Origin of the sequence: Enterococcus sp. AZ141, assembly GCF_051714385.1 — a bacterium.
Taxonomy (GTDB): Bacteria; Bacillota; Bacilli; order Lactobacillales; family Enterococcaceae; genus Enterococcus_D; species Enterococcus_D entomosocium.
Window position 1 is genome coordinate 305,916 of the sequence record NZ_JBIORT010000001.1, and the last position, 24,926, is coordinate 330,841.

The 24,926-nt window shown below is 41.9% G+C and carries 20 protein-coding genes; 1 reads left to right on the forward strand and 19 read right to left on the reverse strand.

Translation table 11 applies throughout. From position 1 onward, the window contains the following. Nucleotides 1-68 precede the first annotated feature (68 nt). From IGI89_RS01490 to IGI89_RS01520, 7 genes are all read right to left on the reverse strand, one after another. Nucleotides 69-857 (reverse strand): MerR family transcriptional regulator, encoded by a 789-nt coding sequence (locus IGI89_RS01490; RefSeq protein WP_008377156.1) that lies wholly within the window; start codon nt 855-857, stop codon nt 69-71. Nucleotides 858-1,107: 250 nt separating this feature from the next. After that, entirely contained in the window at nt 1,108-5,682 is a 4,575-nt protein-coding gene (locus IGI89_RS01495) for a mucin-binding protein (RefSeq protein ID WP_438735194.1), read from the reverse strand. 527 nt (nt 5,683-6,209) lie between these two features. After that, entirely contained in the window at nt 6,210-6,575 is a 366-nt protein-coding gene (locus IGI89_RS01500; RefSeq protein ID WP_008377153.1) for a RidA family protein, read from the reverse strand. Between the two features lie 119 nt (nt 6,576-6,694). After that, nucleotides 6,695-7,075: a DUF7006 family protein gene (locus IGI89_RS01505; RefSeq protein ID WP_008377151.1), complete on the reverse strand. Its 381-nt coding sequence runs from the start codon at nt 7,073-7,075 to the stop codon at nt 6,695-6,697. A gap of 322 nt (nt 7,076-7,397) precedes the next feature. Continuing rightward, nucleotides 7,398-8,900 (reverse strand): helix-turn-helix domain-containing protein, encoded by a 1,503-nt coding sequence (locus IGI89_RS01510; protein WP_420657435.1) that lies wholly within the window; start codon nt 8,898-8,900, stop codon nt 7,398-7,400. Between the two features lie 350 nt (nt 8,901-9,250). Beyond that, on the reverse strand, nt 9,251-11,323 hold the full coding sequence (locus IGI89_RS01515) for a MucBP domain-containing protein (protein WP_438735196.1): 2,073 nt from the start codon (nt 11,321-11,323) through the stop codon (nt 9,251-9,253). Between the two features lie 390 nt (nt 11,324-11,713). Further along, the gene (locus IGI89_RS01520) at nt 11,714-12,187 is read right to left on the reverse strand and encodes a DUF1456 family protein (RefSeq protein ID WP_086299161.1); all 474 of its coding nucleotides are present in this window, start codon (nt 12,185-12,187) and stop codon (nt 11,714-11,716) included. A gap of 258 nt (nt 12,188-12,445) precedes the next feature. Here IGI89_RS01520 and IGI89_RS01525 point away from each other — a divergent pair, with 258 nt between their 5' ends. Continuing rightward, nucleotides 12,446-12,895, forward strand: a complete 450-nt coding sequence (locus IGI89_RS01525; protein WP_005237438.1) for a DUF305 domain-containing protein — start codon at nt 12,446-12,448, stop codon at nt 12,893-12,895. A gap of 131 nt (nt 12,896-13,026) precedes the next feature. Here IGI89_RS01525 and hisIE read toward each other — a convergent pair whose 3' ends face one another. From hisIE to IGI89_RS01585, 12 genes are all read right to left on the reverse strand, one after another. Next, complete coding sequence (hisIE, locus tag IGI89_RS01530) at nt 13,027-13,659, reverse strand: bifunctional phosphoribosyl-AMP cyclohydrolase/phosphoribosyl-ATP diphosphatase HisIE (protein ID WP_010747556.1); 633 nt, start codon at nt 13,657-13,659, stop codon at nt 13,027-13,029. 38 nt (nt 13,660-13,697) lie between these two features. After that, on the reverse strand, nt 13,698-14,456 hold the full coding sequence (gene hisF / locus IGI89_RS01535) for an imidazole glycerol phosphate synthase subunit HisF (RefSeq protein WP_005225205.1): 759 nt from the start codon (nt 14,454-14,456) through the stop codon (nt 13,698-13,700). Then, complete coding sequence (gene hisA / locus IGI89_RS01540) at nt 14,453-15,172, reverse strand: 1-(5-phosphoribosyl)-5-[(5-phosphoribosylamino)methylideneamino]imidazole-4-carboxamide isomerase (protein WP_194199805.1); 720 nt, start codon at nt 15,170-15,172, stop codon at nt 14,453-14,455. Before hisA ends, hisF begins: the two co-directional genes overlap by 4 nt. Beyond that, nucleotides 15,169-15,792 (reverse strand): imidazole glycerol phosphate synthase subunit HisH, encoded by a 624-nt coding sequence (gene hisH, locus IGI89_RS01545; protein ID WP_301387971.1) that lies wholly within the window; start codon nt 15,790-15,792, stop codon nt 15,169-15,171. The genes hisA and hisH overlap by 4 nt, the downstream gene beginning before the upstream one ends. A 65-nt stretch (nt 15,793-15,857) precedes the next feature. Further along, nucleotides 15,858-16,451, reverse strand: coding sequence for an imidazoleglycerol-phosphate dehydratase HisB (gene hisB, locus IGI89_RS01550; RefSeq protein ID WP_005225202.1), 594 nt, complete (start codon nt 16,449-16,451; stop codon nt 15,858-15,860). Beyond that, on the reverse strand, nt 16,448-17,506 hold the full coding sequence (gene hisC, locus IGI89_RS01555) for a histidinol-phosphate transaminase (protein WP_438735197.1): 1,059 nt from the start codon (nt 17,504-17,506) through the stop codon (nt 16,448-16,450). The genes hisB and hisC overlap by 4 nt, the downstream gene beginning before the upstream one ends. Continuing rightward, complete coding sequence (gene hisD / locus IGI89_RS01560) at nt 17,503-18,783, reverse strand: histidinol dehydrogenase (RefSeq protein ID WP_438735199.1); 1,281 nt, start codon at nt 18,781-18,783, stop codon at nt 17,503-17,505. Before hisD ends, hisC begins: the two co-directional genes overlap by 4 nt. Next, nucleotides 18,780-20,339 carry an ATP phosphoribosyltransferase gene (gene hisG, locus IGI89_RS01565; RefSeq protein ID WP_438735200.1) on the reverse strand — a complete coding sequence of 520 codons (1,560 nt, stop codon included), beginning with the start codon at nt 20,337-20,339 and terminating at the stop codon, nt 18,780-18,782. Before hisG ends, hisD begins: the two co-directional genes overlap by 4 nt. 286 nt (nt 20,340-20,625) lie before the next feature. Further along, nucleotides 20,626-20,982: a PTS sugar transporter subunit IIA gene (locus IGI89_RS01570; RefSeq protein ID WP_438735201.1), complete on the reverse strand. Its 357-nt coding sequence runs from the start codon at nt 20,980-20,982 to the stop codon at nt 20,626-20,628. Then, nucleotides 20,952-22,463 carry a PTS transporter subunit EIIC gene (locus IGI89_RS01575; protein WP_438735203.1) on the reverse strand — a complete coding sequence of 504 codons (1,512 nt, stop codon included), beginning with the start codon at nt 22,461-22,463 and terminating at the stop codon, nt 20,952-20,954. The genes IGI89_RS01570 and IGI89_RS01575 overlap by 31 nt, the downstream gene beginning before the upstream one ends. 88 nt (nt 22,464-22,551) lie before the next feature. Beyond that, the gene (locus tag IGI89_RS01580) at nt 22,552-23,997 is read right to left on the reverse strand and encodes a glycoside hydrolase family 1 protein (RefSeq protein WP_005237448.1); all 1,446 of its coding nucleotides are present in this window, start codon (nt 23,995-23,997) and stop codon (nt 22,552-22,554) included. After that, nucleotides 23,987-24,793, reverse strand: a complete 807-nt coding sequence (locus IGI89_RS01585) for a MurR/RpiR family transcriptional regulator (RefSeq protein ID WP_005237449.1) — start codon at nt 24,791-24,793, stop codon at nt 23,987-23,989. Before IGI89_RS01585 ends, IGI89_RS01580 begins: the two co-directional genes overlap by 11 nt. Nucleotides 24,794-24,926: the final 133 nt, after the last annotated feature.

Genomic DNA, 24,926 nt, shown 5'->3' on the forward strand with positions numbered 1-24,926 from the left:
CATCTTATCGATAAACTTGCTGAATCACTAAGTACCAATAGATACGTTTCTCCTTGATTGATTCTGTTTTAATCGGGTTGATCAAGGAGAATTTCTATTTTACTCACGTATTCTTCCGGTAAATTCGTCTCATGAAAATCAATCAAGTAGAACTCATAAAAATTTCCTTTCGCGACCAGTCTATTTTTCTTTAGGTAACTTTTTAGTTCTGCTAAAGCAGCTAAGCGCTGCTTATATGTGCCCGTATAATAAATAGCGAGATACTCTCCTGCAGGCATTGTAAATGCCTTCTCATCTGCCAAATCGTTTGTCAGACAATAGAAAACTTGATGCCTAAATGCGTCTTCGTGCGGCAGTAAAATCGTTCCGAAAACATTTTGATTATTGGCATGCAGTTCTTTTTCAAATTGTTTGTGCAGGCGTTTAAGTTCAAAGTACAAGTCTTTCCCCACTGTGTCTTTCTCTTGACTTAAAACAAGGTACCGTTCTTCATAAAATGTACGTTCAATTTCATAGTTTTGCTTTTTTTCAGCGTAGACAAGCAAGTCAATTCGCTCTTTTAACAAATCTTGTTTCTCTTTTAACGCATGGATTCTATCTTCTAATTGCTCCATCTCGAAATGAAGGATTTCTTTAGTCAGCGCTTTATTCTTTGTATCCAAGTAGTTCTTAATTTCCTCAAGTGACACATCAAAAAAACGCAGGTCTCTAATGGTATTTAATCGCTCAATATCCTCGTATGAGTAATCTCGATACCCATTCTCAGTATAGTTGGGTGATAGCAAACCAATTTGTTCATAGTACCTAAGAGTATGTGGTGTGATATCATAGTTTTCACTCACTTGTTTTATCTTCATAGTTCCATCCCTCCTTTATCTTTCATAGCGTGTCTCTGTCACAAAATCATATCATAATTTTCTTCAGAAAACGAAGGAGTTTTTCTATTGAAGTGGTCAGAAGGTTTGGTGTGTGATAGTACTTGAACAAGCTTCAAATCATAATGAAAAGACTGCTGATAAATTTCCAAGATTAGTATGGGAAATTATCAGCAGTCTTCTACTTCGCCAGTATTCTATTCCATTTCAAAAGAAAGCTTTTTCTGATTTCTTATTTTCGTTTCTGTCTTAAGCGTCTTAAGAAAAATGCTAGCAGGGATGATACCGCCATAGTCACTCCAGCGTATAATATGAAGGGTTCCTCTTTCTCTCCTGTTTTTGGAAGACTTTTTTCACTCGTGACTGTTCTTGTTGTTTCTGATACGTTAGTCGTTATTTTCATATCAGTAGACAGTGTGTTATCATCTGTTTTTGTCTGATCATTTGGCGTGTTGCTTGACTCTTTTGATGAGTCTGTTGGATTGGCTTCGTCTGTTGCATTTTTTATATACGTCACAGTCAGCTCCGTATCTTCATCTTCTGCAGTCATTCCTGTTTGTTCTTTGACTGTCGTCAGGTCTGCCGTGTAGCCCTCAATTTGCTTGCTTTTCACCTCATCAAATGTCGTGTCACCATTTGTGGCTGTCCAGTCACTATATGCGACTTCACCAGTCAGCAGATTGGTTGTTTCCGTGCGTGTATAGGTTAAGGTTTCCGTATAACTTTCTGCCGCTTGGCTACCATCTTCATAAACATAATGAATCGTCCGCGAAACCTCTTTACTTTCCTCTTTCGTTTCCGTATTTGCTTTGTAGATCACAGTCAACTCGGTATCTTTTGCATCGGGTTGAATATTCGTAATTGCTTCGATCAACTCATTATCTGGTGTGCAATATTCAATCATTGGGCTGGAAATTTCAGCAAAAGTCGTGTCGTTGTCTTTTGCCTTCCATTCGCCATAGGTCACTACACCAGTTGCCAAATTCTTTGCTATCACCCGGGTGAACGTGACTTTATCGGTATGATCGTCCGCCGCTTTGCTACCATCTTCATAGACGTAATGAATCGTTTGCTTGACTTCCTCAGTTTCTGTTGCGGTTTCCATTTTTGGCACATACGTAACGGTGACTTCGATGTCTTGATTATCAACCGCTACTCCTGTAACTGCTTCGATCGTTTCCTTATCGACGGTATAGTTCTTAATCTCAGGACTCTTCACTTCGTCAAATGTCGTATCGTTTTCTTTGGCTTGCCATTCTCCATAGATCTTGTCACCAGTTGCTTCATTCGTTGTCACTGTGCGTGTAAAGGTCACCGTGTCTACTTTGTCTGGGGCTGCTTCTTTGCCGTCTTCATACACATAATGAACCGTTTGTTTGACCTCTTTGGTTTCTGTTGACTCAGTCATATTTGGTGAGTAAGTAACAGTCACTTCACGATCTTTGTCCTTTGCTGTCAAACCTGTGACTTTCTCAATGCTTGTTTTGTCTGCATGATAGTTCTTGATCTCAGGACTCTTCACTTCATCAAATGTTGTATCATCACCTTTGGCTTGCCATTCGCCATAGGTCTTGTCGCCAGTTGCTTCGTTCGTGGTGACCGTCCGCGTGAACGTGACCGTGTCTACTTTATCTGGTACGGCTTCTTTGCCGTCTTCATACACATAGTGGATCGTTTGGTTGACTTCTTTGGTTTCTGTTGATTCAGTCATATTTGGTGAGTAAGTGATTGTTACTTCACGATTTTCTGATTTTTCTGTCAGCCCTGTAACTTCTTCGACTGTTGCTTTGTCTGCATGATAGTTCTTGATTTCAGGACTCTTCACTTCGTCAAACGTTGTATCATCATCTTGGGCTTGCCATTCTCCATAGGTCTTGTCACCAGTTGCTTCGTTCGTGGTGACCGTTCGAGTGAACGTAACCGTGTCTACTTTGTCTGGGGCGGCTTCTTTGCCGTCTTCATATACAAAATGGATCATTCGTTTGACTTCTTTGGTTTCTGTTGACTCGGTCATATTTGGTGAGTAAGTAACAGTCACTTCACGATCCTTGTCTTCTGCTGTCAAACCTGTGACTTCCTCGATGCTTGTTTTGTCTGCGTGATAGTTCTTGATCTCAGGACTCTTCACTTCGTCAAATTTCGTGTCATCATCTTTCGCTTGCCATTCGCCAAAAGTTTTGTCACCTGTTGCTTCATTTATTGTGACAGTTCGTGTAAAAGTAACAGTGTCCGGTTTGTCTGGCGCGGCTTCTTTGCCATCTCCATACACATAATGGATCGTTTGGTTGACTTCTTTGGTCTCCGTAGATTCGATCATGTTTGGCGAATAAGTGACAGTCACTTCGCGATCTTCTGATTCTGCAGTCAACTCAGTGACTTTATCAACCATTTTTTGGTCTGCATTGTACTTGTCTATTTCTGGACTTAACACTTCATCAAACATCGTGTCATCATCTTGGGCTTGCCATTCGCCATAGGTATTTTTCCCTGTTGCTTCATTCGTTGTCACTGTGCGTGTAAAGGTGACCGTGTCGACACTGTCTGGCGCGGCTTCTTTACCATCTTCATACACATAATGGATCATTCGCTTGACTTCTTTGGTCTCCGTAGATTCGATCATATTTGGCGAATAAGTGACGGTTATTTCGAAATCTTCTGATTCTGCCGTCAAGTCTGTGACTTTATCAACCATTTTTTGGTCTGCATTGTACTTGTCTATTTCTGGACTTAACACTTCATCAAACATCGTGTCATCATCTTGGGCTTGCCATTCGCCATAGGTATTTTTCCCTGTTGCTTCATTCGTTGTCACTGTGCGTGTAAAGGTGACCGTGTCGACACTGTCTGGCGCGGCTTCTTTACCATCTTCATACACATAATGGATCATTCGCTTGACTTCTTTGGTCTCCGTAGATTCGATCATGTTTGGCAAATAAGTCACAGTTATTTCGAGAACTTCTGATTCTGCCGTCAAATCTGTGACTTTATCAACCGTTTTTTGATCTGCATTGTATTTGTCAATTTCTGGACTTAACACTTCGTCAAACGTCGTATCATCATCTTTGGCTTGCCATTCGCCATAGGTATTTTTCCCTGTTGCTTCATTCGTTGTCACTGTGCGTGTAAAGGTGACCGTATCGACATTGTCTGGCGCGGCTTCTTTACCATCTTCATACACATAATGGATCATTCGCTTGACTTCTTTGGTCTCCGTAGATTCGACTATCTTTGGCGAGTACATGACAAATTCTTCAATATCTTCTGAATCGGCCTTTACATCGATAACTTCATCGATAAACTCCCTGTCTGTATAGTAGTTGACTATCTCTGGACTTTTGACTAAATCAAATATCGTATCATCATCTCTTGCTTGCCATTCACCAAAGGTTTCTTCGCCAGTGGCTAGATTCGTCCTTACTTCTCGAGTAAATTCAACTGTGTCTACTTTATCTGGAGCAGCTTCTGTACCGTCTTCATGCAAATAGTGAATGACTCGTGCGACAATTTTTCTTTCCTCATTACTTTCTATTTTAGGACTATAGATATACGTGACCGTTTGCGGAACATTGCTAAAGACAATTTGTTCCTCTCCTTGAACTTCCTTCAATGTATAGTTAGGAATATCCTCAGGAACAACTTCAATTGAATCGCCAATATTTCCACCAGTCAATACATTAGGTGGCAATAATTCATTACCCTCTTCATCTAGGTAATTGACTGTGACTGGTGCTCCTTCAATAAACCGAGGCTGCCATACATAGGTGTCAGCCATCGTCGCGCCATCATAGGTCAACACTAGTTCCTCTGATTTTAATATATGTTCACCGTATGGCGCATCTATGGTGCCAGCCCCTACATTTTGCCAATAGCCGGTATAGTAACTGGAATGAAAACCATACATTCCACTAGGGTCAACTAAGTTCACTGGATAGGGATTGCTTGACCAATTGTTCCACCCAACAAAGCTGAATTTTGGTCCTAATGTTAATTCTCTTAGGTAGCGTACCTGTCCAAAAAATTCGTTCATCCCGGCACCTAAAGAATTTATAACACCGGAGCTATCAAAATTCGATAAATCTAATGTAGATCCGCTATAGCCATAAAACATACTATTCATCGTGGTCGCTTGACTCGTATCAAGATAAGTCAACCCAACAATCTCATTCAATTGAGAGGGTACAGTGCCATTGTGAGAGTAGCTCTCAAACAAACCTGCCACATCGGCTGGCAAAATGACGGGCGCAGTGAGAATAACTTTTTTTATGACCATGTTCTTAAGTTCGTCCGTTAAAGGAACCACTTGGTCCACCGCCGTTGTCAATGTACCTGCTCCTACAGTCAAAACCCCTTCAATATCTAATGTGGCTGGAGCGGTTCCCCAGTTACCTGACCAAAGGATATTTTCTGCTTCCGCTACTTTTGTTTTCGACTCCTCATCAGATGTTGTACTGCTCTCAGCGGCTTCTGGCTCACTGGAGGATTCTGTCATTTGCTCTGTGGATGGTTCCACTTGATCTTCACTTGCTTGTGATGACTCCGATGCCCCATGTTCCCCTGTACTTTCTACTACTTGTGTTTCTGAATCGACGGTTTCTTCACCTGTAGCTTGTTCGACTATTCCTTCTTGTTGTTCAGATATGAATTCATTTGTACTTCGTGTTACTTCTTCTGTCGTTGAAGTGCTGATCGTTTCAGCTACTGCCGGAACACTGACAATTGCTTGCGTGATCAATGGGCTGCCTAATATAAAAACAGAAGAACTGATCAGAATACGTGATAAAAGTTCTTTCTTCGCTGGTTTTTTCATTGCTTTTCCCTCTTTCAAATTAAGTAAATAAGATCAGCTACACTCTCTCCAATTAAAAAAAGCTGCCCATTGACAACTACTTCTTACATCTATGTAATACGTTCGCTGACTCATTCCTTATGACTGCATTATTGCATGGTTTTCAGGGACGAACACGACAATAATTGTCATGAATATGACAAAATAAGTCCTATTTTATAAAACGAAAATAAAGAATATGAATGATTGTGTCTCTGAAAGTGTGAACAAATTAAAGAAATATAGTTTAACTTACTTCCTAGAACTGGTTCACACTATGTTTACAAAGCGTTCGGAGTCCTCGTAAAAAACTTTGGGTGTAACCGATCAATCCAATTAACTCGAAGGAAATAATAGCTATATAGAGATACAAAAAAAGAGACTGGATATTCAGCCCCTTTTGTTTATCATTCTTATTCATAGAAACAGCCAAGACTCTCTTGATCTTCTCCCTTTATCCTACGGCTAACAAGCAAAAACATCGAAGCCCATTTTTGATTTCTACGAACTTACTTTCCCTGATCTTCCTTAAAAGCAATAGCATCGATTTGAAAAAGAATGCCTACCTCTCCAGAATGAGCGAAAGCTGTCTGAATTGATTTTCTAACCGGAAATTTCCCATGGAAGGTTTCTTTTAAGAGCTTCTCCATCACTGGAATATCAAACACATCTTTAAAAAGTACATCCATTTGAACCACATTTGCAAATGTCAAATCGACTAATTTCAAACGTTCTTCTAAATGATTCAATGCCCCTACAATCTGTTGCTCTATTGGCTGCCCGATGTTCCCCACGCAATAGCCCACGAAAACAAAATTTCCCGCTTCAATCACACCTGAAAGTGCCCAGTCCTCATTGATATCGTATCGCTTCATTCGTTTTGTTTCCCCTTTCTATTTTTTTATAATAAAAACCATGTCTATTAATTGACTTGGTCATATTATTGCTTTTTTTGTCTTTGAGCGTCAATCCGTACATTCCAACTGATAAATTCCTACTCCACCGAAAAATGCAAGGAATGAGGGGTTGGGGCGATCAATGTCAGCCCGCACCTTTCTTTAAAGTAAGTCTTGCTGTCTTCTTTTGCCACTTGCAAGATTTCCGCTTCAGTAAAAGGCACAACACTGTCACTGCCTCGAAGCTCACTACACTCTAAAATAATCAAAATCTCTGCTTCAAGGGTATTGATTTTCGCAAGCTGTTCGAAAAAATTTTTTTGATTGATTTCTTGAATCGCCATGCGAATTTCTAAACAGTTTCTATGGATTTTTTCTTTGATTTTCCCATACTCATCTTTACTGAAAAGCCGTTCAGATTCCTCAATATAAAAGTTCAAATATTCTTGCAATGTGTGGATTTTAAATGGTTCCTCCATCTCCAGCACCTCCTGTATTTTAATGGTTGATTCTTATGTAAAATGATTTATTCCAGTTTTGTATGTCTGTATTATCACACGGTTTTTAGCTGGAAACGCGTCAATATGTGACTGATTAAATACAAAATACGTCCTGTTATATAAATACTGATTCTAGTTAGTACAGTTCATTTACATAATCACCTTTATCTCCGAACATACTTCGCAAGCTATAGAAGGTGTGACACTGTTGTTCAGCAAATTTCTATCCTCTGGCTATAAAGAAAAACAGGCAGTCCTCTCAGATTTGAGAATACTGCCTGTTTGCTGAATCTTGGGTAAATCAATCATTTTCATTGTATTTTTTATTGGAGGTATTCTGAAATGTTTCCACCGCTTCAATTAGTTCCAGCCACCGGTCACCGGTTGGAAAGCTATTCCACTTAAAAAATTGGACGTTTGGATTTTGGTCCAAAAAGGCTTGCCGATCAACTGGATAATCGGTCACCACAAAATCTGGTTTTTCTGAAACGAAAGCGAGGGTATAGCCAAACCAGCGTTTCAATCGTTCTTTTTGTCTGATTTCTTGAATTTTTCCAAATTTTGATTCATGAAAGATGCGGACTGTCGTTCGATCGATTTTTGCTACAATTGAAAGAAGCATGCTGTATTGAAAAAGCAGTCGATTATTGGAAGCATACATGGTAGTAAAAATTGGGGATTGTTGGGCTAACGCTTGGTACATCTCCTGCACGAGTGGAAAAATTTTGGGAAAGACTCTGCGATAATCTTTATCCGTTGTCGTTTTTCCAAAAGCATCAATTTTATTTTTCGACGCAAAGAGGAGTGACACAGAATGAATGTTCAAGGCATTAACGAAAAGATACTCGATCTCCCCTTCAGGGACGAGAAAGATCTTCTGAGCAGTTTTTGCAAACAGTCTTGCTGTTGCAATTGATCCTTCCGAGAAGTGATCAACAACTCTTAGTTGGCTAGGAATCTCTTCAGGCAAATACGTCGTCATCACAGAAAACATATAATATAAGAAGAGAAACTCTGTTTCTGGAACGTCACTTAGAATCAAGTTAGCGTTTAGCAATGGTTTTATGAGCTCTTCTTTGAATTGCTCGTAGGAAATCGTGTGATGGACCATTTTCTTCATCTCTTGAGGAATCTCTTTTACCGGAAAACCTCTTTTAAAACGATAAAGACTTAGTGCAAGCAGTTGGATAAATTTTTCCTGATCGATACCGCGATAAAAACTAGGATAACTTGTCAACTTCTCCTTCAATGCACGAACACTTTGCTTCGACAATCCAATATAACGCACATTCGTCGCATCATAGATCTGCCAATACATGATATGGAAAAAATGACGAATTCGGTATTCTTCCGCTACAAATAACGGTTTCTTTTTTAAATTCAATTTGATTTGATAATTCTCAAGAATCGTTTCTACTTCCTTGAGCTTTCTTTGAACCGTGCGATTACTGACATAATGTTGTTGGGCGGTTTCTTCCAAAGACACGTATTTATCACTAAAGAGTCTGTCTAAAATTTGAAAGGGCATACTTTCTGCTAACATAACCGAATAGAATTTTGACAACAAAAAATTAGGCGCAAAATCAAGGGCTAGCTCCCTTCCTTCTCGCATGTCGATTTCAAAAAAAGGGTATGATTTTTGTAAGTCTCTGGCACGCTCAAAAACTAAAACGATTCTTCTTTTTGATAAATGCACATGATCCGCAAGGTCACTCAATAGTTCACGATCAATGGCATGTTCAAAAAAATACGCAAATAGCTCATAGACATCTTGATCCAATTTAGTTAAAAGAAATTTATACATAGTAATACCTCTTAACTTTAGTTTTACAGTAATTATACTCTTTTAAACGTGCATTTTCATTTCCTAGGTGTTGATTCATTCGTTTCTCTCAATGAAACATTCTTGCTAAATAATTCTGTTATTCGAGATTGTCTTGGAACGTTAGTCTGATAAAGAATCAGAGTCTCAAATGATCAGAAATTCTTTGAGCTACTGGGAATAGTCAGATAAAATCCATTCAAAGATTAAGGAGACGAGGAAACCGTCCAATCCATCCTACAAAAAAGGAGTGGATCGCCCCACTCCATAAAAGGTTAACTTTTTAAACCAATCGTCCATTCTGGACATATTTTACTCTTTATAGAGAAGCTTTAATTCTCAGTTTTTCTTTTTCTTCGCCAAATTGCTAAGAAAGAAAATAGAACAATGATCGTTCCCAAAAAGCCCATGATTCGTTGACCTGTTAGTTGCTCTCCTGTGGCAGGTAATTTACTTTTCCCGTTGGTTTGTGTGTTGGTTTGTGTGTTCATTTGATTGTCTTTGTTTCCTGATTTATCCTCTTTTTCTTCTTCAGGGGTTTTGTTTTCTGATTCAGGCGTATCTGCTCCTGAATCATCCTCTGGTTTATTCTCTTTTTCAGCACCGTACACATAGATGACTTCTTGTGCGGTAGTACTGAACATCCCTTTGGCATTGCTTGGTATTTGAGAAACCGTCCAGCCTGAAAGTTCTTTGGCTTCACTCTCATACGGCAAACCTACTTTGCCGTTCAGAATCGTTGGTTCGGCTAACTGATTGCCTTCTGTATCTTCGTATTTTACCGTCACTGGTGCAGCATCACTACGTTCATACACATAGACCACTTCTTGCGCGGTGTCACTGAAGATGCCTTTGGCATTCGCTGGCGATTGAGTCACCGTCCAGCCTGAAAGTTCTTTGGTTTCACTCTCGTATGGCAAACCTACTTTGCCGTTCAGAATCGTTGATTCTGCTAACTGATTGCCTTCTGTATCTTCGTATCTTACTGTCACGGGTGCGGCATCACTGCGTTTGTATACATAAACGACTTCTTGCGGGGTATCACTGAAAGTACCTGTTTTATCCCCTTGGATTTCTTTCAATGTATAGCCAGCAATCGGCTCTTCTTGTGTCGTATACGGTTCACCAACAACCCCTGATAAAGTGACGTCTGGTAACAATGTCTTTTTATTTTCATCAACATACTTGACGCTCACATCTTCTGCAGTATTCACATACTTCACAGGTAGTTGATAATTCACTAAATATTGAATGGTACCTGTACTAGCAGCTCTCTCGGTGGATAAACGATTAGGAACAAAAGAAGTGATTGATAAATAATCAACATTGGCGGGAATATTTTTAAATTGAATCCCTTCTTCAGTAAGTTCAAACCCATCATTTTCATATAAGGGAAAGATATAGCCATTTTTATCTATCCCCCGAATCGAATAAGAATACTTTTTGTTGGACAAAGAAGAGAGCAACGCATTTCCTTGGGTATCAACCATCATACGGTCTTTATAAAGAACATCAGATTGGCCGTCTTTTACTAACATTGGCTCTAATAGTATTTTCTCCTGAGTCATAATAGATAGTTGGGAATTTTGATGGTGTTCTGCAGATAGCTCTAACTTAGAAAAATCCGTCATGCTACTTGCATAGACCGTCAGATAATCTGTAACCCACCCACTAAGATATTGACCAACCCCAATTAATTCTTGGGCTGTCAAATAGGCATCATAATTTCCTATGTGGATATTTGAAAAAGATCCTTTTGGAAAAATTTGTGCTAGTACATTAGGACGGGTAAACAATGTTGCATTGTCCGCCATAGTGATTTTGGGAACATTCGCAGCAATAATAGACGTCGTATATAACGCTTGTAAGTTGCTAGCGTATTCTAAGCCAGTAAAATCGACTACTGTGTCTTTGACTAAAGAAGAAAAATCTAGCTGTTTTAGATTCGCCATATCTTCTTGAGTGATTGTATCAACTGTTTTGTTTAGCCCTTTCGCTACCTCATTTTGCAAATTCTTATCCGGCATCCAAGCGTCCAATGGAACGCTGCGATCAGAGAATGCCTCTTTCATTTTTGCTGACGATTCGGTTGCCAAGCTAGCTGTGTCTTCACTTGAATCAGGTAGTTTTTTTTCTGTCCTTTCCGTCGAGCCATTTTTCTCATCATCATTAAACACTTCTTGCGATTCTGAGTTACTTGTGGTGTCCCCGTTGAATTCTTCTATACGAGAAGAAGCGACTGTTTCAGTAGTCTCCTCCACTTTTTCTAATGTTCCTAGTGTCGTTATTTCCTTGTTTGATGGAATGGTTTCCTGTTCCTCAGCCATAACTTGTGCCAAAGGTGCCAACACAGGCTGACTTAACAAGATCGCCAATGACAAATAGCCCCAAAATTTCCTTTTCATAACATTCTCCTTTTATATTCGTTTAAATACGATACGCTTTCCTATCTTTCACCTATCTACAAACTTCGCCTTCTGATGATGGTGATGACTTGTTAATTACAACTTTTAGACACAGGATGCTCCTGTTCATTTTGATAGTATTGCATGGTTCATCATTCTGAACACGTCAACATTTGTATCAGAAATGACCAAACTTGTCAGGTTTCAACGAACAGGTTATTCAAACAAACAGATCGTTCACTTAACCTGCTTCTTCATGCTCCAAGCTTGGACTCGGTCAGTGTTCCAATCACTGATTTAAATTGTTATTTTTACACACATAAAAAGAGACACATAACATGCATCTCTTTAGGCGCCCCATTGTAAGTTCAGTCTATTATTGATTTTTTACTAGTTATCCCGATACTCGATCGTCAATCCTTTTAAAAAGTTGCGGGCATATTTGTCTAAGCATGGCTTGTAATTGCGATGGCCTTCTTTGCGTAAAATGGCGCCCAGTTCACCTTTTGAAACCGTAACTCCCGCTTGCTCGAAAATGTTCAGCATTTCATCCGTTGTTAGGGAAAGGGCGATTTTTATTTTCTTCAGCATCAAATTATTCACATTGCCATTGTTCAACTCTAAGACAGGTTCTGCAGCATCTGACTTTGTTCCTCGTTGCGAGCGAATCAAACCATTTAAGAAACGCTCAAAGGCTTCATTGGTACACTCAATCTCGTAGGTCTCAGGGTCTTTTTTCTTCAATAATTGTCTTACTTCTTCTTTCGTGAAAGAAGCGCCGCCAAGTTCAAAAATTTTCACCATGTCAGTATCTTTGATATCCAAAGCATAGCGTAAACGCGTCAAGCGATCATTGTGATTCATTCTATACACCATCCATTTCTTAGGTTGATTATAACAAATAAACCTAGACGAGTAATCCCGTTTTCGCTTTTTTACTCTAAGAACCCATTGTTTTCGTTCAAATGTATATCGCTTCTCTCATTCTACTTCCTCCGCTATACTTGATTTAGGGAGTAAATTTATTCTAACAAAACAATAAACAAAAAAAAGCATCTGGTACGATGATGTTTTGGATTGCTTTATTGTTTTTATTTTGTATACAAAAAGGAGAGGAAAGAAATGAAGAAGTATGGGAAATTTTTGGTAATGATTGGGGTATCGACGGTGATTATGTTTTGTATGATGTATTTCAATGTCTATGCCCTCGATCATATTTTTTTCAGCCAAACCCGCCTGTTTATGGCACTTATGATGGGCGCGATGATGGCGATCATCATGCTATTGTTTATGTGGAAGATGTATGACAACAAGAAAATGAATATCGGCATTCTAGTTGTCAGTGTTGCACTCTTTTTTAGTTCACTTTTTATGGTCAGAAGCCAAACTGCCGTGGGAGATACAGCCTGGATGAAAGCCATGATTCCCCATCATTCGATTGCGATTCTAACCAGTAAAAATGCCGATTTGTCTGATCCAAGAGTAAAAGAACTTGCAGAAAAAATCATCGACGCACAGGAAAAAGAAATCAAAGAAATGAAAGAATTGATCGAAGAGTTAGAAAACAAATAGCAATTTTATGTGCTCACTTAAAGAACCAGCAGATCAACTTTTTCCTCACGGATGAGAAGCCCTTCAAGCAATAGCTGAAGGGCTTCTTTTTTATCGTCAGCTACTTTCTTTCTACTGAAAAATCCTGACCGTTATTGCATCCGCTCTTGTTTGACTTTCTTATCCACAACATGACGCTTGGCAAGCTCTTGGCGAATAGCCGCTAAATCAATCCCCATTTCTGCCATTAAAACCAATGTATGATACGCCAAATCAGCAATCTCATAAACGGTTTCTTGACGGTCTTCCTTCATCGCCCCAATCACGACCTCGGTTGCTTCCTCGCCGATTTTTTTTAAGATTTTCTCACTGCCTTTTTCAAACAAGTAGCTGGTATAGCTGCCTTCTTGCGGCGTATCTTTACGACCTTTTATCAGCTCATACAACGCATCGATGGTCGGAGAGGATTCTGTACCATAAAGCACTTCTGTAAAGCAGCTTTCTGTGCCTGTATGGCAAGCAGGTCCGTCTTTTTTTACTTTGGCGACTAAGGCATCTTGATCGCAATCTGCTGTCAATGACACTAAATGCTGGTAATTGCCGCTGGTTTCTCCTTTGCGCCACAATTCTTGACGACTGCGGGAATAAAAGGTCATCAATCGGTCCTTCAAGGTCAAGGTCAAACTTTCTTGGTTCATATAAGCCAAAGTCAAGACTTCATTCGTTTCCACATCCTGCACGATCACTGGAACCAATCCTTGTTCATCAAATCGTACTTGCACCATGTTATCCACTCCTTCTGTTGCCTATCAAAACGCCTACTCTATACGATTCGTACGGGAATATCAACTGCCTGTAATTGTTTTTTCAGCTCTGGGATTTTTACCTCGCCATAGTGAAAAATCGAGGCTGCCAGTCCTGCTTCAATATTTGGCAATTGAAACAGCTCGATAAAATCGGCACTTTTGCCAGCACCACCCGATGCGACGATCGGTAATTTGGTGATTTCGCTGACAGCTTTCAGCAAGTCGAGATCAAACCCCTGCTTCACGCCATCGGTATCCATGCTGTTGATGACTAGTTCACCCGCACCTAACTGCTCGGCTTGGCGAATCCACGCCAATGCTTCTAAGCCTGTATCTTCCCGCCCCCCTTTGGCAAACACATGCCAGTTCTCACCGACTCGGCGAACATCGACGGATAAAACAACGCACTGGCTGCCATAGCGTTTCGCACCTTCTGCAATCAACTCTGGTCGGCGAAGCGCCCCCGAATTGACGCTGACTTTGTCGGCGCCACAGTTTAAGACTCGTTCAAAATCTGCTACCTGATTGATGCCGCCCCCTACCGTCAAAGGAATAAACACTTCTGACGCTACGCGCTGCAAAATGTCCGTGAATAAGCCGCGTTCTTCTGCAGAAGCAGTAATGTCATAAAAAACCAGCTCATCGGCGCCTTGTTCATTGTAAAAGCGCGCCAAAGTCACCGGATCATTGACATCTTTTAAGCCAGCAAAGTTGACCCCTTTCACTACTCGCCCATCTCGCACATCAAGGCAAGGAATAATTCGTTTGGCGATCATGCTTCTGCCTCCCCTGCTGCTAAGACATCGGCCAATTGGAGACTGCCGTTATATAAGGATTTCCCGACGATCACGCCAGAGATGCCCAACTGTTTTAATCCTTTGATATCTGCCAATGAAGCCACGCCGCCAGAAGCCACGATGTCGCAATCCAATTGATTGAGTTTTTCGTATAAGGGCAGATTGATGCCTTCTCCTGTACCGTCACGGGAGATTTCTGTAAAGATGATCGTTTGCGCTCCCCATGCCACCAATTGTTGGCAAAAAGTAAACGCGTCTGTTGCCGTTTTCTCGAGCCAGCCTTCCACTGCCACTTTTTCTTCCTTGGCATCGACTCCAATGGCGATCTTATTGCCGTATTTCTTGAGCATCGCTTTTGTGAATGCTGGGTCTTTCTGGGCAATCGTGCCGAGGATCACCCGATGAACGCCTGCTGCCAAACAATGTTGGATCGTTTCTTCCTCACGAATCCCGCCGCCAACTTCGACAAACAGATTGGTCTGCTGGACGATATTTTTTGCGACATCAAAGTAATGGAGTTTGCCGGCTTTGGCACCATCTAAGTCGACGAGGTGCAGATAGTTGGCACCTTCTTCTTCAAAGGAACGAGCAAATGCCACTGGATCGTCCCCAAACACTTCTTTTTGCTCATAGTCTCCTTGGTACAAACGGACCACTTTTTGATCTAACAGATCGATTGCTGGAAAAATTTTCATAGCGGCACCTCCGTAAATGCTTTTAAAATCTTCAACCCGACTGCCCCGCTTTTTTCTGGATGAAACTGAGTGCCGAAGACATTGTCTTTTTGCACGATACCGGGAATTGCTAGACCATAGTCACTGTCTGCCACGACATACTCTTGGCAATCAGCAGCAAAATAACTGTGGACATAGTAGACAAAGTCTTGTTCCCCTAACCCGCTGACGAGGGGGCTTTCTTTTCTGACATTCAAACGATTCCAACCAATCTGTGGCACTTTCAGATTCAGTTTGGCTTCTTCAAAGGCGCTTTGCATGGAAACGATCCGTCCTGGAATCAAACCGAGCCCCGCATGTGTGCCAAACTCCTCACTGCTGTCGAACAACAGCTGCATCCCTAAACAAATGCCTAAAAAGGGTTTGCCAGCTGCTGCCAATTCTTGGATCGGTTCGATCAGAGACAACTCTGCTAACTTTTGGCGGGCATCGCCAAAAGCGCCTACGCCGGGTAAAAGAATGCGGTCGGCAGCTTTTAATTCTGCTAGTGAACGCGTGATTCGGCAGTCAACACCCAAATAATCCAGCGAACGAGACAAGCTGAACAAATTGCCGACCCCATAGTCGATGATTGCTAACATAATACGCCCCTTTCCTTATCTCATCCATCTGTGTGGAAGATACGTAATCATTTTTCCCTCATGTATCACTGGATCGTCCCTTTGGTTGAAGGGATCTCATCTGGGGCTGCTTGATTGATCGCTACTGCTTCACCTAAGGCACGCCCAAAGCCTTTAAAACAAGCTTCCACAATGTGGTGGCTGTTTTTCCCAGCGATTTGATGGAGATGGATCGTAGCACCTAATTCACGGGCAAAAGCAATGAAAAATTCTTCAACCAATTCCGTATCAAACTGCTGCCCGATTTTTTCGCTCGGTATCGCCAACTCTACGACTGCCATGCCACGACCGCTGATATCGATCGCTGTCATGACTAAGGCTTCGTCCATCGGCAGCAGCATACTGCCATAGCGTTTGATGCCTCGTCGCTCCCCAAGACTTTCTGAAAACGCTCGGCCAATGGCGATGGCAACGTCTTCTGTTGTGTGATGGGCATCTACTTCTGTATCGCCATCACAGACCAACGTCAAATCAAAGCGACCGTGGCGGACAAATAATTCCAGCATGTGGTCTAAAAACCCCACACCAGTCTTGATTGATTGCTGACCAGTACCATCGATCGTCAACTGCAGGTGGATCTTGGTTTCAGTCGTATTGCGGGTAACTTCTGCTTTTCTCATTCCTTCACCTCTTCTATGATCGTTGTTAACACCGTCATCAATCGTTCCATCTGGACCCTCGTTCCTACCGTGATTCGCAAATACTCTTTGATGCGGGGCTGATTAAACCAGCGGACGAAGATTTTCTGCTCTTTCAGTGCCTGATACAACTCTTCCCCAGCAATCGCAGGGTGCCTCGCAAACAAAAAATTTCCTTGGCTGTCGGTCTGCTCAAAGCCGAGTTTCGCTAGGGCTTGCTTGCTCCACTCACGCACGTGGATCGTTGCTTGGATCTTCTCATCGACATACGCTTGTTCTTGCAAAACGGCTGCACCAGCGGCTTGGGTCAAACTATTGACATTGTAAGGATTCAAGCTAAATTTCAACCGATTCAAGTCTTTGATCAGTCCTTCATTAGCAACCGCAAAGCCTAGGCGTGCCCCTGCCAGCTGCCGAGATTTTGAAAACGTCCCCACGACTAAGAGATTTGGGTATTGATCTATCATAGAAACCATTGAAGAGCCGCCAAAATCGATATAGGCCTCATCGACAATCACTAAGCGATCGGGATGCCGTTTTAGAAAGGCACAGATTTCGCTTTGTTCTTGATAAACCCCAGTCGGGGCATTGGGATTGGCAAAAATGACGGTCCCTTTGAGTGAATCGTAGTCCGTTAACGCGATTGAGAAATCTTCTTGCAGCGGAACAACGGTGGCAGCGACTTGGTACAAGGCACTATATACTTGATAAAACCCGTAGGTCACATCGGGAAAGGCGATGCCGTTTTCCGTGAAGCCTTGAAAGAGGTAGGACAAGACTTCGTCACTGCCATTACCGAGAAACAGTTGGGCTGGCGTAACGCCAAGATAGGCAGCCAGAGGGTTTGTCACCACTTCAGCAGCAATATCCGAGTAACGATTCAGCTTTTGGGCGGCATCAGCAACCGCTGCTTGAACACTTGGCGCTGGCGGATAAGGACTTTCATTGGTGTTCAGTTTAATAACGACTTGCTCATCTACTTGTTCCCCCGGTGTATAAGGAGTCAGCTTGTGATACTTTTGATGTAAAAAGGTCATTTTTCTCCCTCTCTTCGTACATTGATCGAACGGGCATGGCCGATCAAGTCTTCGGTTTCCGCGAACAACGCTACAGCTGGACCAGCTGCTTTCATGGCTGCCTCTGGGTAATACAAATAACTGCTTTTCTTAATAAAATCATCCACTGATAACGGCGAATAGAAACGAGCCGTCCCTTCTGTCGGTAGGGTATGATTTGGTCCAGCAAAATAATCTCCCAGTACTTCCGGTGTATGGTGACCTAAAAAGACACTGCCCGCATTTTCTACTTGTCCCAATAATGCAAAAGGATCAGCCACCGCTAATTCAAGGTGTTCTGGAGCAATTTGATTGGCAATGGTAAGTGCTTCGGTCAAATCTTTGACCAGAATCAGCTTTCCGCTAGATTCAAGCGCCGCAGCAGCAATGTCTTTGCGGGGCAGTTGCTTCAGCTGCAACTCAAGCTCGGCTTGGACTTCTTCAATCAAAGCTGCTTCTGTTGTGACTAAGATGGCTTGCGCTAAGGGATCATGCTCGGCTTGTGCCAAAAGATCCGCCGCCAGCCAGCGAGGATTTGCGCTGGCATCAGCGAGGATCAGCACATCGCTGGGCCCTGCGATCATATCGATATCAACTTCGCCGTACACCATTTTTTTCGCTGTGGCGACATAAATATTTCCCGGTCCGACGATTTTGTCGACTTTGGAAATTGTTTCTGTTCCATAAGCCAATGCCGCTACGCCATGGGCCCCACCGACTTTGTAGATTTCATCCACTCCGGCAACGGAAGCTGCCGCTAAAATAGCAGCCGGAACTTTTCCCTGACTGTCCGTCGGTGTGATCATAACGATTTTTTTGACCCCGGCGATTTTTGCCGGCAGGACATCCATCAAAACCGTACTTGGATAAGCTGCTGTGCCGCCAGGAACATAGACCCCGACTTTTGCTAATGGTAAGACCCGCTGTCCCATCACAACGCCATTTTCCTTCGTTAAGACAAAGCCTTGCTGGACTTGTTTTTGATGAAATGCCAAAATGTTTTCTTTCGCCTGTTCCATCACATTAAGCAGCTCGGGTGAGACGGCATGGACAGCCGCGTCTATCTCCCCTGGACTGACGGTTAAGGAAGACAAGGTCACTTGATCGATTTCCTCAATTAATTGAAACAACGCCTGATCTCCTTGCTGCTGAACACGGGCAATGATTTGGGCGACAACGGTTGAAACATCCTTCGTTTCCGACTGTTTCCTTGCCACAATCGTTTCGATCGTATCTTTTTGGGTCGAAAAAATTCTCATAATTGCTCCCTCACCTTCTCAATCACTGTTTGAATGCGTTCTTGCTTGAAACGCCACGTGGCGTGGTTGATCACTAATCGCGCTGAAGACGGCGCGATGTCTTGGATCACTTCTAAATCATTTTCTTTTAGTGTCGTCCCCGTTTCGACGATGTCAACGATCACATCGGAGAGACCTAATAAAGGGGCCAATTCAATCGATCCATGCAGTTGGATCAATTCCACCGAGCGACCTAACCCTTGATAAAACTGGCGGGTGATCTGCGGATATTTTGTAGAGACCCGCAGCGGTCGGGAGAAATCTTCCTCGAATTCCTTACGCGCCGCTACGGCCAAACGGCAGACCCCCATATGCAAATCAAGAAATTCGATGACTTCCGCCTTGCTTTCCATTAAAATATCTTTGCCTACGACACCGATATCCGCCACTCCGTGCTCCACATAGATTGCTACATCGCTAGGCTTGACTAAGAAAAAGCGCAGCTTGTTTTCTTCATCACAAAAAATTAGTTGGCGATTGTCTTTAAAGACGCCTTGCGCAGCGACTCCGGCTTTCGTGAACAAATCGTATACGGCATCCCCCATACGGCCTTTTGGCAGCGCAATGTTCAAATAGCCTGAACTTTCGTTGTCAGTCGGCAACTTTTGCCCTACATGGTTGAGCTTCATACCAAACCCGATCGCCCCTTGCGCTTTGCCTTGCCGACTCATTAAGCGATCATAACGGCCGCCATATAAAATCGTCTCTCTTGCTTCTTCGATAAATCCTTGAAACAGCAAACCACTGTAATAATCGGCATCATTTAAAATCGAAAAATCCAACCTTATCCGAATGGAGGCTGACAGTTGCTCTTTTTGCAATGCTTGATACAGTTGGTTCAGTTCTGCTAAACCAGCTTGTGCTTGGGGATATTCTGCCAGCAGCTCTTTGGCTTTTTGATACTTGGTTTCAAAATCACCTGACAAACGTACCAGTTTCGCTAATTTTTCAGCTTCTGTTGCTGATAAGCCAGCCTTTACAGTCAGTGCATCCATGCCATGAGAACTCTTGTCCCGCAGGCAGTGCAGTACCTTTTGTCGATCCGCTTCGGGGAAGCGTTGGCAGATACCGTCCAAAATCCCCATATGGGACAGATCTAAGGTTCCTTTTCCCACCTGAGCCAAACTTTCCCACGCCAGTTTTACAACCTCCAGTTGATCTTCCCACGTGATTTGGTCAATGAGCTCCAAACCGATTTGATCGATTTTTTGGTATTCCCCAGCTTGACGATCCTGTCGATAGACATCTTCCACGTAATACACTCTACGCGCCTCTCCAGACGGTGTATTTTTGGCAATAGACAAGGTAACATCGGGTTTTAGAGCCATCGTCCTGCCATCCGTGCCTGTAAACGTGATGATGGAAGAACCACGCAAAAACTGATCATTTTGCTGATAGTTGCGATACTCTTCAAAGTTGTTCGAGTGATAAGGTGAAAAATGATGCTGCGTATACAATTTTCTTAATTTCAGTTCGACTTGTTCGGCTGGTTTCAATACATTCCATAACTCTTCCACACTTATCACTCCTATTTCATGCCACTGATCCGGCTTTCTCACTGTTAAAGCCACGCTTTATCATCGATTCACCATCAGTTTTTCTAATAATACTAATGGTTTTGCCATAAATAAGCAATGGTATTTTTCGAAATATTCTGGATTTTTTCGATACAATTCATTGGTAGAGACAAAGAAAGGGCATCAAATAAAAAAGCCCTGCTGAAAATTCAGGACAGGGCTTTCACTTGAAGGTATAGTTGATGTCCGCGTTAAGAAGCTTGAAAAAGAAATGATTGGGAACCCATTATTGAACTGAAAATAAATACTCGCTGCTATTTACTTTTTGCTGTATCGTCTGAGCAAATGGTTCATGATCAGCTGTGTTTGTGACAATGATGGGGATCGTTAGATCATAGCCTGCTGCACTGATTTCTTTTTCGTCAAAAGAAATCAGTTTTTCTCCAGCTTTAACGTATTGATTTTCAGCTACATAAAGAGTAAATCCTTTTCCATCTAAATGAACCGTGTCGATCCCGATGTGGATCAAAAGTTCGACCCCATTTTCACCTCTTAAGCCAATCGCATGCTTGGTGGGTGTAGTCATAATCACATAACCATCAAAAGGAGCGACTATGGTCTCATCAGAAGGAATGATCGCCACTCCGTCCCCATCATTTTTTCCGAAAACATCGGGTCCTTGACTGTCTCAAGGGAAACAACGCTTCCCGATATTGGACTGCTGACTTTCAAAGCATCTTCGGCTTTACTCATTTGACTTACTTGAACTCTTTTTCGTTCTAAGAGAATCGTTGTAGTAAAAGAAACGCATACTGCTAGAAGAATGACGACAATTGCAAACCAAAAATTGCTATTGAATCCAGAACCATCTGTCGGGATAAAAGTCGGGATCGCAACCAGACCTGGTGAAACAACTGCATATTGTTTTAGTTGAACAAATCCTGCCATGATCCCACCTACTGCACCACCTAGAATCGCTCCTATAAAAGCACTTCGATAGTTGATCAAGATGCCAAAAATAGCCGGCTCGGTGATCCCCATCACACCAGTCAGTCCTGAAGAAAGAGCCAATGCTCGTTTTTCAGTATTTTTTTCTGTATAAGAAATAGCTAAGGCTGATGCACCCACGGCAACGTTAGCTGCTAGCATAGCCGGCATAACAAATGAATCATAGCCGTAGTCCCCTAACATAGCAAAGACCAAGGGGAACAACGCTTGATTGGTGCCGGTCATGACCAATAGCGGAGTCATTGCTCCTAAGACACCAACTGAAAACCAACCGAGTTTGTCGTATAAAAAGCTCAACCCACTAGCAATGTATCCGCCCACTGCATTTCCAATTGGCCCTAATACAATTAATGTGACAGGCACTGTAATTAAAATAACTAATAATGGCTTGACGAAATACTTGATCGATTGCGGAATACACTTATCCCCGATTCGATCCATTACCGCCATAAACAAAACACCAAATATTACGGGAATAGTCGTTGTATTATAGCTCATCGTTGGGATAACGATTCCTAAGAAATTCAATCCTTCCACGCCATTGATCAATGAGTGGACGAGGATCGCACCTAGGAACATACCCATCAAACCATTGATACCAAGTTTTCTAGCAGCACTATACCCAATATAAATCGGCAGAAAATAAAAACCCGCATCGTTGATGGCATTTAAAATCGTGTAGGTCCCGCTGTCAGCTGCAAGTCCGAAAAAGGTCACACCAATATTCAATACCGCCGATACCAGCCCAGCAGCTACCAATACGGGCAGAACCGGAACGAAGGTTCCACTGATAAAATCGACAATCAGTAAGCCGTAGTCTTTGAGGGTGCGCTTCGTTTTTCGTTCCTCCTTCGCCTGACCATTCATTTGATTTCGCTCTTCTGTAAAAATTGCATACACTTTTGGCACATCCGGACCGATGATCAGTTGAACTTCATGTCCTCTTCTCACTGTGCCCAAAATGAGTTTGTTTTCTTTTAATTGCTTGTCATCAAAAGCGGTCGGATCACTTAGCTGTAGACGAAGCCTAGTAGCACAGTGATTGACTGTTTGAACATTTTCGATTCCTCCGATATTTTTTATAATATACGCAACCAGTTCATGATAGTTTGACATAGTGATTCATCCTCACTTTATTTTATAAACCGCTTTCATTAAAGTAGTTTTTGGAGCGATAGAAGCTCTTTCTTCTATCGCTCATTTCTCATCCTTTTGGACGTGCTAACGTTTGACCATTTGATTGGATCACTTCTTTATACCAATAGTAAGAATCTTTCGGGATTCTACGTAAATCCAGTAAGTCTTCATCAGTTGTATTGATATAGACAAGTCCATATCGCTTCGCCATCCCATTGCCTGTACTCAAAAGATCAGTAAAGGACCATGGATTATAACCAAAGACTTTTGCGCCATCTTCAATCGCCAATCCGACTTGATAAATCTGATCATTTAAAAAATCGATTCGTTCTTGATCATGTACTTGTCCATCCTCACCCAGCGTCTCATGCGCCCCGTAGCCATTCTCAGTAATCACCATTGGTAAATGATAGTGGTCTTCCATATAGCGTAACAAGTAACGCATAGCAACTGGATCGATCTCCCAATCCCAATCGGTTGTCTCGACAAAAGGATTGACCGTTTGCGCAAAAATCCCTGGATAATTTGGGTAAACAAATTCCCCTTTTTTCCCCGATTTGTTCAACCCAATTTCTTGATGATCGGATGCCACTGGTGACTCCTTCGCTACGTTGCTACGGTAACAGTTGATGCCGAAAAAGTCGATTTTTGCTTGTGCAACCAATTCCATATCCCCAGGGCGAATATCGGGATCAATATTATTTTCTTTCCAATAACGTTTAATAAAACCATTGTATTCACGATTTGCATTAAAATCATTCCAGATTTTTTCCGTCAGTTCTTCTGCATTCATCGCTGCAATCTGATCTGCTGGTTTTGCTGACTCAGGATAAAACGGAACCATCCCAGGAACCGGGCCGATCTTGCCGTCTTCAACCAATTCATGACACGCAATCACCGCTTTTGCATGACATAGGTTCATAATATGATTGACTTTCCACTTATCTTCAAACCAAGTCTCTGGGTATTTGCATACTCCTAACCAGTCTCCATAGACAATTTGCATGTTTTGCTCATTAATTGCCAGCCAGTATTTCACACGATCGCCGAATGACTCAAAACAGGTTCTAACATATTGGTCAAATGCATCAATGATGCCTCGGTCGTACCAACCATTAAATTCTTCGTCAACCCAGACTGGCATATCGTAGTGATACAAAGTGACGATTGGAGTAATGCCATGTTCAACTAATTCATCAATCAGCTGATTGTAAAAGTCAATGCCTAATTGATTGGGCACCCCTGAATTATCAGGATAGATCCTAGGCCAAGCAATCGAAAAGCGATATGAAGTAAAGCCCGCATCAGCCATTAATTGGACATCTTCTTTGTATTTATGGTAATGATCAGCGGCAATCGAATTATCTGTATAGGGCTTTTTCTTTTTGCTGTTTAAGTCGATGATCGCAGTTGAACGCCCATCTTCTGCTACAGCCCCTTCAACTTGCCACGCCGCACTTGAAGCGCCCCATAAAAAATCCTTTGGAAATAGTGGTTTATCTTTATAATGCATGCCCATTGCCTTCTCTCTTAAATTTAAGTAAATAACCATTGAATAGTAGATCAAGTACGAAATCAATGCCATACGTATAGTAAAGCAGCTCAGTGATTTCTTTCTCATGTGTTTGTGAACTTAAATGATACAATTTATCAAAATAGCGGTTATAGATCGGGTTTCTATTATTTGTAAACAAAATCGTTGGTGCCTTGACCTCTTTTAGTATTTCAAGCATAGAAGAGACGAAGAGACCCGATAGCGAAAAAACAATGATCAAGGGATCTTGGCAATGTTCCAAGGCTAATGTCAGATCGCTCTTTGATGTTAATAAAGTAATTCTTTTACCAAAGATAACCATTCGCTGCTGGAAAGTTTTTACACTACCAGTAATATTGCTTGAACACAAAATCATAACTTCCCGGCTATCATTGATTAATCGGACAAGACGATCGACTTCTTGTGTATTAAACCGCAGACTTAATTCTTCCATTAGCGAAGTAATATTGGCTTGAAGCTTAGGCAAAAAATCAGAGTAGCCGTAAAACTTTAGAAATTCATTGATTCCATCATCAAAAGTTTCCGCGTTTTTTTTCATATCTAAAAAGTTCTCGTAGCCCAATTGTTTCGCAAATCGTCGAATGGAGGCCCGTGATACATGCTGCTCTTCTGCAATCTGATAAATGTTCCAGCGAGTCACGCTTTTGAAGTTCTCTAAGAAAAATTTAGCAAGTTCAAATTCAACCGTCCCTACTTCATTTTCGTTCACAATATGATTTAACTTATAAATGAAATTCAATCGATTATTATCCATTTTTTTAATCTCCCTTGGCCAAGTTTGATTGTATCTAAATTATAACGTATCCGCTTCCAAAGTTGGGGTGCATGTCTTGTCCCCAGTTAAATCTTATCTAGAAATAAAAAAAGAGGCCCAGAATTCGGCTTCT